Raw genomic sequence first — 15,055 nt, forward strand, 5'->3', positions numbered from 1 at the left:
ATAAAAGCATACTCCAGCGGCCATTAGCGACTACCTAAGCTGCCCTTGCCCGCTGCAGCAGCCGGCGCGGCGCTTTCGGGCGGGCCAAGGTAGCTGGCGGGCAACTCGCCGCGGTGCACAACCAGCTTTTCAAGCACTACGCCGGCATCGACGCGCCAGAACTTGAGCACGTGCGGGCCAGCCGCCACGGTGTGCTGCGAGGCTTTGATAATGATGTTGTCGGCCACGGCCTGCTCCCACGGCCGGTTGCCATTATCGGGTTTCAGGCCGGTGTGCAGGTTGATGATTTGCGGCGCTTCGTCGTCGAAGGAAACCGCGTAGCGCAGGCCAGTGGAGTTGGTAAAATCGAGCGTGGGCGCCAGGTAGGCGCGCACCGTCACCGGGCCGGGCTGCGTCAGGGTCACGCGGTACTCCAGGTGCGGCGATGCGCCGCCGGGCGTAGCCTGTGCCGCGGCCGTGACCGGAAACGTAGTGACGGCGCCTAGCGTGCGGCCCAAATCGGGCAGCCCCTGCCAGGTGATGCCGCCCGCATTCACGGCTTTGGTGAAATGCTCAGCTTCGATGCTCACGTAACCATTGCTTTCCAAAAAGCCGGTGCCCGCCGGGCCGGCTGGCTTCGCCGTCACTTCCGCCACCGGGAATGCCGAGGCTACCGGAGATGCCCCCGACGGTGCCGCAGCAGAAAGGGTTTGCACCTCGGGCATTTTATTGGCCTCGGGCTGCTGCCAGTAGGTGTAGCCGATGTGGGTCTGGTCCATCAGGTGGTTCCACTTGCCCCCGGCCAAGGCGTGGTAGCGTTGCGTAATTTCGGCGTCTTTCGCATACAACGCCCGGGCTTTTTCAGCCAGGGCGTTGGTATTGGCTTGGCTGTTTTTCGCGGCCTCACGGTTTTGCGCCACAGTATAATACAGCTCGTTGAGGTTGGCGCAGGCCTGCACGGGGTGCAGCACCAGCTCGTAGTAGGCGTCGCGGCTGGCGGCCGGCAGCTGCTGGTTGATGGCCTCGGCGCGGGTCAGCAGCTGGTTGTAGTCGGCCACCACGCGGGCCCACTCACCGGTGGGCAGGCTGTAGGTTTCGGGGCTCAGCAGCTCGGGCTTGCGGCGGGCGTTGTACTTGGCATATTTGGCCAGGATATCGGCAATGTCGGCAGCGTGCGCGGGGCCGAATTGCTGCGCGGCCCAGCGCCGGGTGTAGGCGGCCACGCCGGTGGCCGGAATAGCGTCGGGCTTCCAGGCGTAGTCGAGAAAGAAGCTGATGGGCAATTCCATGGGCTTGAGGTCGCCCACGTTCACAATCCAGATTTGGTTAGCGCCGTAGGCGTGCGCCAGGTGCATTTGCTCCCAGATGCGCGGCAGCGGGTTCGTGTTCAGCCACTTGTAGTTGCGCGGCCCGCCCACGTAGTCGAAGTGGTAGTAGATGCCGTAGCCGCCCCGGCGCGGCTTGTCGCCCAACTTGGGCAGCTTACGGATATTGCCCCAGTTGTCGTCGCAGAGCAGCAGGGTGATGTCGTCGGGCACACGCATCCCCTTGTCATAGTACTCCTGCACCTCCTTATAGAGGGCCCACATCTGGGGAGTCTGGTCGGCGGGCTTGTGGGTTTCTTCGGCAATGATTTGGCGCTGGTCGGCCACGATGCGCTCGAGCAGCGCGGTGTTGCTTGCGCGGCTCATGGGCTCGTCGCCGTCGCCACGCATGCCCACGGTCACGATGTTTTCGCGGGTGCCCATGCGCCGCATGCCGCCGCGCCAGAAGCGCCGCAACGTGCTATCGTTGGTTTGGTAGTTCCAGGGCGTGCCGTGGCCGAACGCCTTCCATTCCTCGTGGGCGCGGGTCAGCGGCTCGTGGTGGGAGGTGCCCATCACAATGCCGTACTCATCGGCCAACTCAGGGCTGAGCGGGTCGTCCACGTTGAACATGTTGCCCCACATGGCCGGCCACAAATAGTTGCCCTTGAGTCGCAGAATCAACTCAAATAGGTGGCTGTACATCTTCGAGTTGACGCCCCCAAACTTCTCCTTGCTCCACCCGCTCAGCGCCGGCGCCTCGTCGTTGATAAAGATGCCGCGGTACTTCACGGCCGGCTCGCCCAGCGTGTGCCGCGCGGCCGGAATCAGCAGCGTCGTCTGCGGCTTCACCGGCACGTCGGCCCACCAGTACCAGGGCGACACCCCAATCTGCTGTGAGAGGTCATAAATGCCATAAATCGTACCGCGCTTGTCGCTGCCGGCAATGACCAGGGCCCGTGCCACGCCGGGCAGCGGCCGCTCCACCACCTGCCGCAGAAAGGTTTCCCACCGACCCGTCACACCGGCCACGTTTAGCTTGCCGGCCTTCACCAAACCATCAATCAGCGGGCTTTTACCCAGCGTGCCAATGAGCACGACTTCAGCGCCCACTGGGGCACTGGTGCTGAAGCCGGGCACCTTTTTGGTCACGCGCTGCACGTCGGCCTGCAGGTCTTTGGCGGCCCGCAGCACGCCCGGCCAGTCGGCGGTGCTGGCGAAGATGGGCGCGGTTTTGCCGTTGGCAGCAAGGGTAAAATCGTCAGCGGTTTTGGTGGCGGCCCTGATTTGGGCCTGGGTTACGGAGCCGCTGAGCAACAGAAGCAAGCAAAGCACCAATTTCGTTGTTTTCATGGCTGGATGTAGAGACGCGACACTTCGCGTCTCGGCGTCAGGGCTTTCAACAAATGGTTCGTTCAACAAGGAAACGCGAAGTGTCGCGTCCCTACATCGTTCCAGCGCAACCAATTAAAACTTCACCACCTCGTAGAAAGCTTTTTTCGGCTTCTGGTTCTGGTCGAAGAGAAGCGGGTAGTTTTTGCGGCCGGCCACGGGGTAGGTGTCCAGCCAAGTGTATTTGTCGGAAATGTTCCAGAAGGTAACGCCGGTCAGCACGTTCTTGTAGTCGCGAAACACCTTGAAAAACATCTTGTACTGAGCGGCCTGCTTTTGCTCCAACTCTGGCGTGTAGGCGTCCGATTCGTCGGGGCGGCGGGCGCGGCGCTCCTTCTCCCAAGGGTAAATCGACACGTCGAGTTCAGTAATCTGGATTTTCAAACCCAGCGCCTTGTACTGGTCCAGCGCGGCGCGCAGTTCCGGCTCGGTGGGTTCCTGCAGCGACCAATGGCCCTGCAGCCCTACGGCGTCGATGGGCACCTTGGCGTCTTTCAGTTTTTTCAGCAGCTTGATTATCCGGTCGCGTTTTTCGGGCCGCTCGGTGTTGTAGTCGTTGTAGAACAGCACGGCCTTGGGGTCGGCCGCGTGGGCGTATTCGAAGGCTTTGGCAATGAAGTCCTCACCGCAGATTTTATACCACTCTGAATCGCGCAAAAACTCCTTCGGGTTGTCGGAAATGGCTTCGTTCACCACGTCCCAGGCGTAGATTTTGCCCTTGTAGCGCTTCACCACCGTCTCAATGTGGTCGTGCAGCCGCTGGAGCAGCACTTGCTTGCTCACGGTGCTGCCATCGGCGTTTTTAAACAGCCACTTGGGCGTTTGCTCGTGCCAGAGCAGGTTGTGGCCCCGCACGCGCAGGTGGTTGTCCTGCGCAAACTGCACGATTTCGTCGGCATCCTTCCAATTGTAACGGTTTTCCTCCGGATGAATGGGGCCCATCTTCATGGCATTCTCCGGCGTGATGCTGTTAAACTGCTGCTTAATCAGCTCGCCCTCGGCCCCTTTCAAGCCCTGCGGCGACACGGCCACCCCTACGGGAAAATACGCCTTATAATAGTCTTTGAGGCCCTTTTCGGCCGGCGGGCGCTGGCTAGCGGCCAGGGCCAGGCCGCCCAGCAACAAGGGCATCAGCAGAAGCTTATGTTTCATGGTTCAAAATGGTTGGGCAAGGCGGTAGCCATTGGCCTCCCACTCGGGAAGCATCTGACAATCTCATCATCAGTTAATTACTAATTTGGACAAAGTACCGGCAAGCAGGTGGAGAGGCGCTCCGGCCGCCGGACCCACTGGTCCCGGCCAACTACTTCCGGCCGGCTCACCAACGAGCCGAAAGTCCTGCCGAAGCGCCTCTGTAAAACGGCCGCCTGTTGCAGCAAGCAGCCGTTTCCACCGCCTTCAAAAATCAAAAACTTCCCCGGCCAGCCGCCTCACTGTTCCCACCATTTAGCGGCCAGCCGGTTCCGTTTTTTAAGTTAACCAAGTAAAAAGAACGTCCTACTGAGCGCAGCCGAAGCATCTCTACCGTGCGAGTAATTAATGTCATTGCAACGAAGCAGTAGAGATGCTTCGGCTGCGCTCAGCATGACGTTCTCTCATTTACAGTGAATTAGATGTACTGGTTGATAATGCTTTCCAGCCACTCCTGCTTGCCGCTGCGCGGCGTGGGCTCGCCCGATTTGTGGGCAATGGTGCGCAGGTCTTCCAGCGTGAGCTGGCCGGCGGCAAAGGCTTTGCCTTCGCCCGAATCGAAGGAGGCGTAGCGCTCCGTGCGGAACTTGCGGTAGGGCGACTTCTCCAGAATGTCGTTGGCGATGACGAGGGAGCGGGCGAAGGTGTCCATGCCCGCGATGTGGGCGATGAAAATGTCTTCCAAATCCGTGGAGTTGCGACGGGTTTTGGCGTCGAAGTTGATGCCGCCGTGCTTGAAGCCGCCGTGCTCCAGGATGATGAGCATGCTCTCGGTCAGCTCGTTGAGGTTGTTGGGGAACTGGTCGGTGTCCCAGCCGTTCTGGTAGTCGCCGCGGTTGGCGTCCATGCTGCCCAGCATGTTGGCGTCGGCCGCCACCTGCAGCTCGTGCTGGAAGGTGTGGCCGGCCAGGGTGGCGTGGTTCACCTCCAGGTTCAGCATGAAGTCGTTTTCCAGGCCGTGCTCCTTGAGGAAGCCGATGACGGTGGCCGCGTCGAAGTCGTACTGGTGCTTGGTGGGCTCGGCGGGCTTGGGCTCGATGAAGAACTTGCCGGTGAAGCCCTGCTGGCGGGCGTAGTCGCGGGCCATGGTCAGGAAGCGGGCCATGTGGGCCTGCTCGCGCTTCATGTCGGTGTTCAGCAGGGTCATGTAGCCCTCGCGACCGCCCCAGAACACATAGTTCTCACCGCCGAGCGCAATGGTCGCGTCGATGGCATTTTTCACCTGCGTGGCGGCGTGGGCCACCACCTGAAAGTCGGGGTTGGTGCTGGCGCCGTTCATGTAGCGCGGGTTCGAAAACACGTTGGCCGTGCCCCAGAGCAGCTTCACGCCGGTTTCCTGCTGGTGCTGCTTCACGTAGTCGACGACGGTGGCGAGGTTGCGCTCGTACTCGGCCAGCGACGCGCCTTCGTCCACCAAATCAATGTCATGGAAGCAGTAGTAGGGCGTGCCGAGCTTGGTGAAGAACTCAAACGCGGCATCGGCCTTGTCCTTGGCGCGGCCCACGATTTCGTGGTGCGAATCCCAGGCAAACTGCTTGGTGCCGGGGCCGAATGGGTCGCCGCCGGTGCCGGTGAAGGTGTGCCAGTACGACACGGCGAAGCGCAAATGCTCCTTCATGGTCTTGCCGGCCACCACGCGGTTTTCGTCGTACCATTTAAAGGAAAGCGGGTTATCCGACTCGCGGCCTTCGAAACGAATGGGCGCGATGCCCGTGAAGAATTCGGTTTTAGAAAGGGTGTTGCTAGACATGAGCTAGGGAAATTGGTTGGGGGATAATCGGGGATAATGCGTCTTGCCAGCGGCTGTATGCCGCCTGATATTGTTCGCGGAGTGCGTCCGTCGGCTCCACGGTGAGCATGCGTTCGAGGCCACCAAAGGCTTCGGCCGGGCTGGCGTACACACCGGCGCCGATGCCCGCGCCGCGCGCCGCGCCCTGGGCCGCGTCGGTGTTGTAGAGCTCCAGTTCCACGTTGCCGCTGTTCACGAAAGCCTCGCGGAACACGGGGCTCAGGAACATGTTGGCGTTGCCGGCCCGCACCTGGCGCACCTGCACGCCGCTGGCCCGCATGATGTCCATGCCGTAGTTCAGGGCAAACACAATGCCCTCCTGGGCGGCGCGCAGCACGTGGCTTTGGTGGTGAATGTTGAAGTTGAGGCCGCGCAATTCGGCGTCGGCCGGGCGGTTTTCGAGGATGCGCTCCACGCCGTTGCCAAAGGGCAGAAACACCAGGCCCTCCGCTCCTACCGGCGCCTGGGCGGCCAGCCGGTTCATCTGGTCGTAGGGCAGCTCACCCACGATTTTGCGCAGCCAGCTGTTCAAGATGCCGGTGCCGTTGAGACACATCAGCACGCCGTTGCGGGGCCGGGCGGGCGTGCTGTTCACGTGCACGAAGGAGTTCACCCGCGAGCGAGGGTCGGGCGTGTTGGTTTCGTTGATGCCATACACCACGCCGCTGGTGCCGCCCGTGGCCGCCACCTCGCCCGGGTGCAGCACGTTGAGGGAGAAGGCGTTGTTGGGCTGGTCGCCAGCCCGGTAGCTGATGGGCGTGCCGGCCGTGAGGCCCAGCTCCGCCGCCGCCTCAGCGCTCAGGTGGCCCTGCACCGAGAAAGTGTCCACCACCTCGGGCAGCAAATCGGCGCTGATGCCGTAGTAGTCCAGCAGTTCCTGGGCAATGGCCTGGCGCTTGAAATTCCAGAATACGCCCTCCGACAAGCCGGAAACGGTGGTTTGCAGCTGGCCGCTCAGCTTGAAGGCGATGTAGTCGCCGGGCAGCTGAATCTTGTGAATCTGCGCATAAATCTCGGGCTCATTCTCGCGCACCCACTTCAGCTTGGAAGCCGTGAAATTCCCCGGCGAGTTCAGGAAATTTTCCAGGCAATATTCTTCACCCAGTTCCGCAAAAGCCTGATTGCCATACTCCACAGCCCGGCTGTCGCACCAGATGATAGCCGGGCGCAGCACCTTGCCAGCCTTGTCAATCAGCACCAGCCCGTGCATCTGGTAGGTGATGCCGATGCCGGCCACCAGCGAGGTATCGAAGCCGTATTCGGCTTTCAGCTCGGCGGTGGCATTCACACACTCCTGCCACCAACGCTCGGGGCGCTGTTCGGCCCAGTTGGGTTGGGCCACGGTGATTTCCATCTCCTTTTTGGGAGACGTGGCAGCGGCCACGCACCGGCCGGTATTGATATCCAACAGGGAGGCTTTTATCGAAGAGCTACCGATGTCGTAGCCAAGGAGGTATTTCATAAATAAAGAAGTTTACTTGACCGTAAGCACGGCTTTAGCCGCCGGGCTGGCGCCCAGGGCCACGCTGCGGGCGCCGGGCAGCGCGCCACTCACCCACACCGTGACGGGCCCGGCCGCCGCCACCGACTGTCCCTGGGCATTCACCAGCGCCAGCTGTTCCGGCGTGAGCGTGAAATTAACGGTGGTGCTGGCACCGGGGGCCAATTTCACGCGCTGGAAGCCTTTTAGTGCATACAGTGGCGTTTGGGCGCCCTTGGCCGGGGCATGCGTCACGTAGAGCTGCACCACTTCTTCGCCCTCCACTTTTCCGGTGTTGGTGACGGTAGCGGTTACGTTGACCGGCTTGTTTTTGGCCACTTTGCTGGTGGCCAATTTCAGGTTGGAATAGGTGAATTTGGCGTAGCTCAGGCCGTAGCCGAAGGGGTACATGGGCTCGGCGCTCATGTAGCGGTAGGTGCGGCCGGCCATGTGGTAGTCCTCATAGGCCGGCAGTTGGTCCAATGATTTGGGGAAGGTGATGGGCAGCTTGCCGGAGGGCGAGACTTTGCCAAACACCACGTCGGCCACGGCGTTGCCGCCTTCTTCGCCGGGGTACCAGGCCAGCACCACGGCGTCGCAGAGCTCGTGCACCTCGGCCAGGTTCATGGGCGAGCCGCCGGTGATGATGGCCACAATGGGCTTGTCGTTTTTTTCGCGCAGCTTTTTTAGGAAGTCAATCTGGTTTTTGGGCAGGTTGTAGTCGAGCCGGTCGCCGAAGGTGGGCGAGGCAATGGATTCGCCCTCCTCCCCTTCCAGTAGCCCGGTGATGCCCAGCACCACAAACGTGGCGTCGGACGCGCGCGAGCTGCTGCTCACCCAGTCGATGCCGTTGGCGTTGGGCCGGTCCAGCAGGGCGCCCTGGCGGTACTGCACCTGGCTGCCGGGCTGCACGCCGCCCACAATGCCTTCGAGGAAAGTTTTCATTTCCGGGTTCACGCCGTAGTAGTTGCCCAGCAGGGCGTCGAGATTGGTGGCGTTGGGGCCGCACACAAAGTACTTCGGCAGGTTGTTGCGCAGGGGTAGCACGCCGTTATTTTTCAGCAGTACAATGGACTTCTGGGCCGCCTCCCGGGCCAGGGCGCGGTGCGCGGCGCTGTTGATGACTTCGGGCCCGAGCTTGTCGTAGGGGCTGCTGCCCTGGGGGTCGAGCAGGCCCAGTTTGAACTTGGTGCGCAGCAGAATGGCCAGCGAGCTGTCCATCTTGGCCTCGGTAGTGAGGCCCAGCTTCACGGCTTCGGGCAAAGAGGGATACACGCTGCCGCAGTTCAGGTTTACGCCGCGCTCCAGGGCCAGAGCGGCGGCTTCGGCGGGTGTTTTCACCACCTTGTGGCCCTGGTAGAAATCGACCAGCGCCCAGCAGTCGCTCACCACGTGGCCCCGGAAGGCCCATTGCTTGCGCAGCACATCTTGTAGCAGGTACTGATTGCCGCAGCAGGGCTCGCCGCTGGTGCGGTTGTAGGCGCACATCACGGCCTCCACCCTGGCATTCACCAGCTGATGAAACGCCGGCAGGTAGGTTTCCCACAAGTCCTGGGGCGTGGGCTCGGCGTTGAATTCGTGGCGCAGGCGCTCGGGACCGCTGTGCACGGCGTAGTGCTTGGCGCAGGCGGCGGTTTTGAGGTGACGGGGGTCATCGCCCTGCAGGCCTTGCACGAAGGCCACGCCCATGCGGCCGGTCAGGGTTGGGTCTTCGCCGTAGGTTTCCTGGCCCCGGCCCCAGCGCGGGTCGCGGAAGATGTTGATGTTGGGCGTCCAGAACGTGAGGCCGCTGTACTGCATGCGGTAGCCCTTGGCCACGGTCACGTTGAAGGAGGCGCGAGCTTCGTCGGAAATGGCGGTGGCCACGCGCCGGGCCAGGTCGTCGTCGAACGTGGCGCCCAGCCCGATGGCCTGCGGGAATACCGTGGCCGCCCCGGCGCGGCCCACGCCGTGCAGGGCCTCGTTCCACCAGTTGTAGGCGGGGATGTTCAACCGCTCAATGGCTTTGCTGTTGTACATCATCTGGTCAGCCTTTTCCTCGATGGTCAGCTTCGAAATGAGGTCGTTGACGCGGGCGTTGAGGGGTTTTGTGGGGTCGAGGAACAGAGCCGTAGGAGTTGCCGTTTGCGCATGAGCCGCTACCTGCAACCCAAGCAGAAGGCCAGCACTCAGCAAGCTTTTATTGCGAAATGGAGCAGCTAAAAAATTCATAATAAGCGGGCTGAATTGTAGCTCTAGAGGCGACCGGTAACCTGCGACAGCGCCGGCTCCGTTGTAAAAGGGGAAGCCGGCAATCCTTCCCTGTTATAGAGATTCGCGCCTTCGGGGTTGTCGGCCCAGGCGTAGCGCACCACGGCGGGGCGGGCCACCTGGTCATTCCACACCACCACTTTGGTGCCTTCAATCCGGGCCTGGGCCCACACGAATTTCTTGTCCGGCCCGGCGATGGCAAAGCCCTTCAACTCGCCCCCACCCTTTGCCACTAAGCCTCCGCCGATGCTGCTGAAGCTCAGCGTCACTTTGTTGCCGGCCACTTGCATGGCCTGGTAGAGCGGGCCAGACGAGACCACCTTGCTGTCGCCGTAGGCCACTTTTTGGGCGGCCAGGGCCAGGCGGTGGCCGGGCGTTTGCTTGTCGAGCGGGTGAATGTCGTTCCACTCGCCGGCGTCTATCAGCACGGCCATGCCGGTGTGCGGCAGGGCCAGCCCGCGCCGCTGCACGTCACGCACCTCGGCCCAGCCGCTTTCCGCGGGCTCCTTGCGTACGGCCATGAAGTTGGGCAGCTGGGCGTAGAGGAATGGCAGGTTGGGCTGCTTGAACTGCTGGCGCCAGTCGAGTATCATACCATTAAACAGCGCCTGATAGTCGCCCGTCCGGCCGGCGTTGCTCTCGCCCTGGTACCACAGCACGCCCTTAATGGCGTAAGGCAGCACCGGCGCAATCATGCCATTAAACAAGCCGCCGGGCTGGTACTGAAACGTGGTGCTGCCCGGCGTGGGGGGCAGGGTGGCGCCCAACTGGTACTGCCAGGGCCCGCGCAGGTCCAGCGTCTGGCCGCCGGCGGTGAGTTCGTATTTTTTGTCCTTCGTGAAGCCGCCGCGCCCGCCGTTGCTGATGAGGCGCACCGTAATGACGTTCCGGCCCGGCTTCAGCACATCGGGCCCGAAGTCGTACTTGCGGGGCGGGTACTGGTAACCCGTAGTGCCCACCAAACGGCCATTGATGTAGGTTGAGTCGGCATCGACCAGCGTGCCCAGTTCCAGGCGGGCGGGCTTGCCCGTCATGCCGGCCGGCACTTCTACTTCCTTGCGAAACCACACCACGCCGTTCACCGGGCCCAGCTCCCCATCGGCCCAGTAACCGGGTACCGACATGGTTTTCCAGCCGGTGGCGGCGTAGGTGGGCGCGTACCAAGGCGTCTGGCCCGAGGCCTCGCCCTGGTCGGCCTGGTGCAGCTGGCGATACCAATTGCCGATGGCGGCCTGCTCCTTCTGCTTGATGCCGGCCACGGCGGCGCTGTCGCGGTAGGGCGCCGCCTGCTGCTCGTATTTCGGAAACTGCTTCAGCGCGTCGGTGCTCAGCCAGGCCTCGGCCGGCGAGCCGCCCACGGCGTCCTTGATGATGCCCACCGGCACCTGGTATTTGGCATTGATTTCCTTCGCGAAGAAGTAGGCCACGCCCGAGAATTTCAGCACGGTTTGCGGGTCGGCAGCTATCCACTTGCCGCCGGTCAGGTCGGCTTTGGGGGTAGTGAAGGCGTAGCTCATGGGCACTTCGTACTGCCGGATGTGCGGGTTGGCGGCCTGAGCGATGACGTCGGGGTATTTGTCGCGCAGGCGGCTCATGGGCGTTTCCATGTTCGACTGGCCCGAGCACAGCCACACGTCGCCCACCAGAATGTCCTTCACTGTGAGCTGGTTGCTGGCTTTGATGCTCATCTCAAACGGCCCGCCTAGTTTCAAATGCGGCAACTGCACACGCCACTGGCCGTCGGGGCCGGTGGTGGCGCGGTAGGTTTTGCCCAAGAAGCTCACCGCTACGGCCTCGCCCGGCCGGGCCCAGCCCCACACGCGCACGTCGGCGTCGCGCTGCAGCACCATGCCGTCGCTCACCAGGCGCGGCAGGCGCACCTGGGCAGCGGCTTCGGCCGGCGCCAACAAGCTGCAGCCCACCAGCAAGCCGCCAAGGCTGGCCAGCCGACGGCCCGGGCAGGGCGCAACAAGGGAGAGGAAGCGGGTCATGCGGCAGCGGTCAGGTTAATAAGTGTAAAGTTTGACGTGCTGGATGCTGTACTCGTCGCCAGGCACGCGCACGTGGCGGCCCTGGTGGTCCTGGTCGCCGTTCAGGCGGCGGCCGGGCACCCACTTTCCGCCTTCAAAAATGCCTTCGTCCACGCTCAGGTAGCCGGCGCGCTTGCCCGCGGCCGTGGGCTCGGCGGTGAGGACGAGGCCGGTGCCCACTACGTAGAACTCGTCGGACGCCACGGCCACCACCAAGCCGCCCCCGGGCGTCCAATCGGGTTTTTTCGCGCCCAATGACCAGCCCAGCGTGTACTCGTGCCGGGCCGTGAAGCGGTAGTCGCCCAGGGTGAAGACGCTGGCCGCCGAGTCCTTCTGCAGCAGGAAACCCTGCACCTGGCCTTTCGGCTGGTACCGGCCCAGCAGCGGGCTCATTTGCTGCAGCAGCTCGTAGGCTTTGCCGATGGGCGCGCCCTTCAGCGTGTCGCTGCCCTCGATGGCGAAGGGCGAAAAGGACAGGCAGTTGTAGTGCCCGAAGGCGTAAAACGCCTTGGCCGCCACGCCGTCCTCAAAACGGATTTCGGGGATAAACAAGGGGTTGCCGCCGCGGGTGTAGAGGTCGCACCAGTGCTTAAAGTCCGGGTTGTAGAAGTCGGGCGCCAGGATGTCGATGGCCGGCGACGCGGCCAGCCACACGTCCATGACGTGCGGCAGCGGCCCGGCGCTGGGGTAGCGGCCCGGCAGCCAGCCCGGCCGGTTGAGGGCGGCGTTGACGTACATGGGCAGCGGGTAGGCGGCTTTGCCGGCGGCGGCGATGGCGTTGGTGTAGGCGGCAAAGTGCCAGGCCATAAAAATCTCGTCGGTGGCCAGGCCTTTGCCGAAAATTTCCTCCCAGGTGCCCTTGGTTTTGGCGCCCTGGCGCTGCCAGATGGCCGCAAACTCGGGCTTCAGGTTCTTCTTTTCGCGCTGCAAGTATGTGAGCAGCGGGGCCGGCACGGGCTGTTTGAAGGCTGCGTTGGCGCGGGCGTCGTAGCTGCGGGCGGTGGGCAGCATGCCGATTTCATTCTCGACCTGCACCGTGATGACGGTGTGCTGCTGCCCATCGGCGGCCCGCAGGTGCTGCAGAAGCTGCACGAAGGCTTTTTTATCGGCCTCCAGGTTGCGGGGCTCGAAGGGCGTCATGATTTCCTGCGGCACGCCCTTGTCGTCTTCCACGCGGGGGAAGCGCTTGAGGTCGGTTTTCACCCAGGCCGGGGCGTAGCACGACATGCTGTTTTTCCAGCTGCCGAACCAGAGCAGCACCAGTTTTAGCTGGTGCCGGCGGGCGTCGCGCAGCAGGTCATCCACTAACGTAAAATCAAACTTGCCTTCCTGCGGCTCCAGCAGCTCCCAATACACCGGCGCAATCACCGTGTTCAGGTGCAGCGCCTTGAGTTTCGGCCACACGGGCTGCATGTACGCCGTGCTGGAGGCAGCGGAATTACCCAGCTCGCCGCCCAGTACGAAGTAAGGCTTTCCGTCGACCAATAATTGGGTGCTCGGGCCGGTTTTCACCAGCCGCGGCAGGCTGCCATCCACGGGCTGCGCCCGGGCCCCAAAGGCCAGTGCCAACAGCAGAAAAAGCAGGAAAAGTTTGGGTTGCAAAGAAATGACAGTGAGGAGTATTCGGAAATAAATTAAGAACGTCAGGCTGAGCGTAGTCGAAGCATTTGGCTTGCCACTACTCTCCAGAATCGTTTTCACGATTGAGTTACTACCACACGCGAGATGCTTCGGCTACGCTCAGCATGACGTTCTTCTATTCGCTAATTGACCGCTGACAATTAGTACCCCGGGTTTTGGGTGATTTTGCCGCTGGTGCGGTCAATCTCCGTCTGCGGAATGGGCCGCAGCACGTGGTAGTCGCGGATATTGGTCGCGGCATTCGACCCGTAGTTGCCGCCCGACGTGAAGCCGGTGCCGGATGCGCGGGTCACCAGCGCGGGCGAGTAGGCCGTGTTGCGCACGCGCACCAGCAGCTGGTTGGTGCGCTTCAGGTCGTACCAGCGGGTAAACTCGCCGCACAGCTCGCGGGCGCGCTCGTCCAGAATGAAGTTGAGGTTGACCTGGGCGCTGGTGATTTCCATCTGGGTGGTGCGGCCCGTGGCGGCGGCCCGGCGGCGCACCACGTTGATGTAGTCGCGGGCCTGGTTCACGTTGCCCAGGTAGAAGTAGGCCTCGGCGGCCACCAGATAGGTTTCGGCCAGGCGGTACACGATGTTGGGACGGGTCGAGAAACCGTTCACCGAGGTGCGGGCCCGCGAGTCGAACTTGTTCATCGTGGGGAAGTACTCCGTGGTGTACTGGTTGGGCTGAATCACCACGTACGACCCGCCCGGGCGGGCGGCAATCTGGGCCAGGCGGCCGGCCGAGAGCTGGCGGCCGGGGTACCAGGCAGCGGTGTCGCCGTTGACGGCCGTGGTGCGGCCGGCGTTGGCGCCGGGCGAGTTCACGCGGTACACCGTCGTGAACCACTTGTTGTAGCGGGTGTCGGTGGTGCGCAGGCTGGCGCCCGATTCCAGCGGGTTGCCGCTGGCATCGTTCAGAATATAAGCATTTTCGAGGAAGTACGTGGGCACGTGGCGGGCGAAGGGCCGGCCGTTGTTCACGTCGCGGGCCATGTTGGGCAGCTTGTCGTAGCGGCTGCGGTACTGGAAGCCCAGCACGTTCTCACCGCCGAAGGTGAAGCCGTCGATGCGGTTGAAGGTGGCGTCGCCGCTGAACTGCGCGTTCATGATGACTTCCTTGCCGTTCTCGTTGCCTTCTTCGAAGATTTTAGCCGGGTCGGTTTCCAGGGCCAGGCCGTAGCGGGTCTGGTTGTCGATGAGCTCCTTGGCGAACTGCGCGGCCAGGGTGTAGTCGGCGGTGGCGCCCGCCGGGATGGCCGTGGCGCGGGTCAGGTACACTTTCGAGAGCAGGTGCAAGGCCGTAGCGCGCGTCACGCGGCCGGGCTGTGCCGGCTTATCGGCAATAGTCGCTAGTGACTCATTCAGGTCCTTGATAATCTGGGTGTAAATGTCGGCCATGGGTGCCCGCACGATGTCCTTGGTGGGCGAATCCACGAAGTTGAGCATGAGGGGCACATCGCCGAAGTCCTGCACCAGCACGAAGTAATACTGGGCCCGCAGCAGCTTGGCTTCGGCCAGCAGCTGCGTGAGGCGGGCCGGGGCCATGCCCGTGGCGGCCGGGCCGTACTTCAGCACACCGTTGGCGTTGTTAATCTGCTGGTAACACACGGTCCAGATGAAGGAGTGCGACCCGTCGTTGATGGGCGTCAGGGCCGTGTTGTCGTAGTCGCTCAGGCCACTGCTGGCCGAGATACCGGTCGTCCACAGGTCGGTGCCGGCCTCGGTGGTGAAGGTGCCCGAGTCGTTGCCGTAAATCTGGCGCAGGCCCGAATACACGCCGGTCACGCCGGCCTCCACGCCCTGCGGCGTTTGCAGGAAAGCCGGCGTGAGCACCGACTGTGGGGTTTCGTCCAGGAAGTCTTTGTTGCAGCTCGTGGCCGACAGCAGCACGGCCGTGCTCAGCGTAGCTATTACTATTTTTTTCATATCAAAAGAGCGCGGGGCGCTGGAAAGTTGAAGGGGTGGGAATTGGTTGTCAGTTGTTCGTTGTCAGTTGTTTGTTTTGGTTATCTGTC

General features: G+C 62.7%; 8 protein-coding genes. All 8 read right to left on the minus strand.

Annotation, left to right across the window (positions count from 1 at the left end; genetic code table 11):
- Positions 1-23: 23 nt before the first annotated feature.
- The 8 genes from Q4S41_RS06830 to Q4S41_RS06865 all read right to left on the minus strand — a co-directional run bounded on the left by Q4S41_RS06830 (position 24) and on the right by Q4S41_RS06865 (position 14,966).
- The gene (locus Q4S41_RS06830) at positions 24-2,636 is read right to left on the minus strand and encodes a glycosyl hydrolase 115 family protein (RefSeq protein WP_305030355.1); all 2,613 of its coding nucleotides are present in this window, start codon (positions 2,634-2,636) and stop codon (positions 24-26) included.
- A gap of 114 nt (positions 2,637-2,750) precedes the next feature.
- Positions 2,751-3,827 carry an endo-1,4-beta-xylanase gene (locus tag Q4S41_RS06835; protein ID WP_369811256.1) on the minus strand — a complete coding sequence of 359 codons (1,077 nt, stop codon included), beginning with the start codon at positions 3,825-3,827 and terminating at the stop codon, positions 2,751-2,753.
- Positions 3,828-4,284: 457 nt separating this feature from the next.
- Entirely contained in the window at positions 4,285-5,616 is a 1,332-nt protein-coding gene (gene xylA / locus Q4S41_RS06840) for a xylose isomerase (RefSeq protein ID WP_305030356.1), read from the minus strand.
- Positions 5,609-7,117, minus strand: a complete 1,509-nt coding sequence (locus Q4S41_RS06845; RefSeq protein WP_305030357.1) for a xylulokinase — start codon at positions 7,115-7,117, stop codon at positions 5,609-5,611. Before Q4S41_RS06845 ends, xylA begins: the two co-directional genes overlap by 8 nt.
- A gap of 12 nt (positions 7,118-7,129) precedes the next feature.
- Positions 7,130-9,346 (minus strand): glycoside hydrolase family 3 C-terminal domain-containing protein, encoded by a 2,217-nt coding sequence (locus Q4S41_RS06850; protein WP_305030358.1) that lies wholly within the window; start codon positions 9,344-9,346, stop codon positions 7,130-7,132.
- Positions 9,347-9,369: 23 nt separating this feature from the next.
- Entirely contained in the window at positions 9,370-11,376 is a 2,007-nt protein-coding gene (locus tag Q4S41_RS06855) for a sialate O-acetylesterase (RefSeq protein WP_305030359.1), read from the minus strand.
- Positions 11,377-11,391: 15 nt separating this feature from the next.
- Positions 11,392-13,017 carry a GH35 family beta-galactosidase gene (locus Q4S41_RS06860; RefSeq protein ID WP_305030360.1) on the minus strand — a complete coding sequence of 542 codons (1,626 nt, stop codon included), beginning with the start codon at positions 13,015-13,017 and terminating at the stop codon, positions 11,392-11,394.
- A 179-nt stretch (positions 13,018-13,196) separates the two neighbouring features.
- Positions 13,197-14,966 carry a RagB/SusD family nutrient uptake outer membrane protein gene (locus tag Q4S41_RS06865; RefSeq protein ID WP_305030361.1) on the minus strand — a complete coding sequence of 590 codons (1,770 nt, stop codon included), beginning with the start codon at positions 14,964-14,966 and terminating at the stop codon, positions 13,197-13,199.
- Positions 14,967-15,055 lie beyond the last annotated feature (89 nt).

This window comes from Hymenobacter convexus, from assembly GCF_030580955.1.
In the GTDB taxonomy this organism is placed as follows: domain Bacteria; phylum Bacteroidota; class Bacteroidia; order Cytophagales; family Hymenobacteraceae; genus Hymenobacter.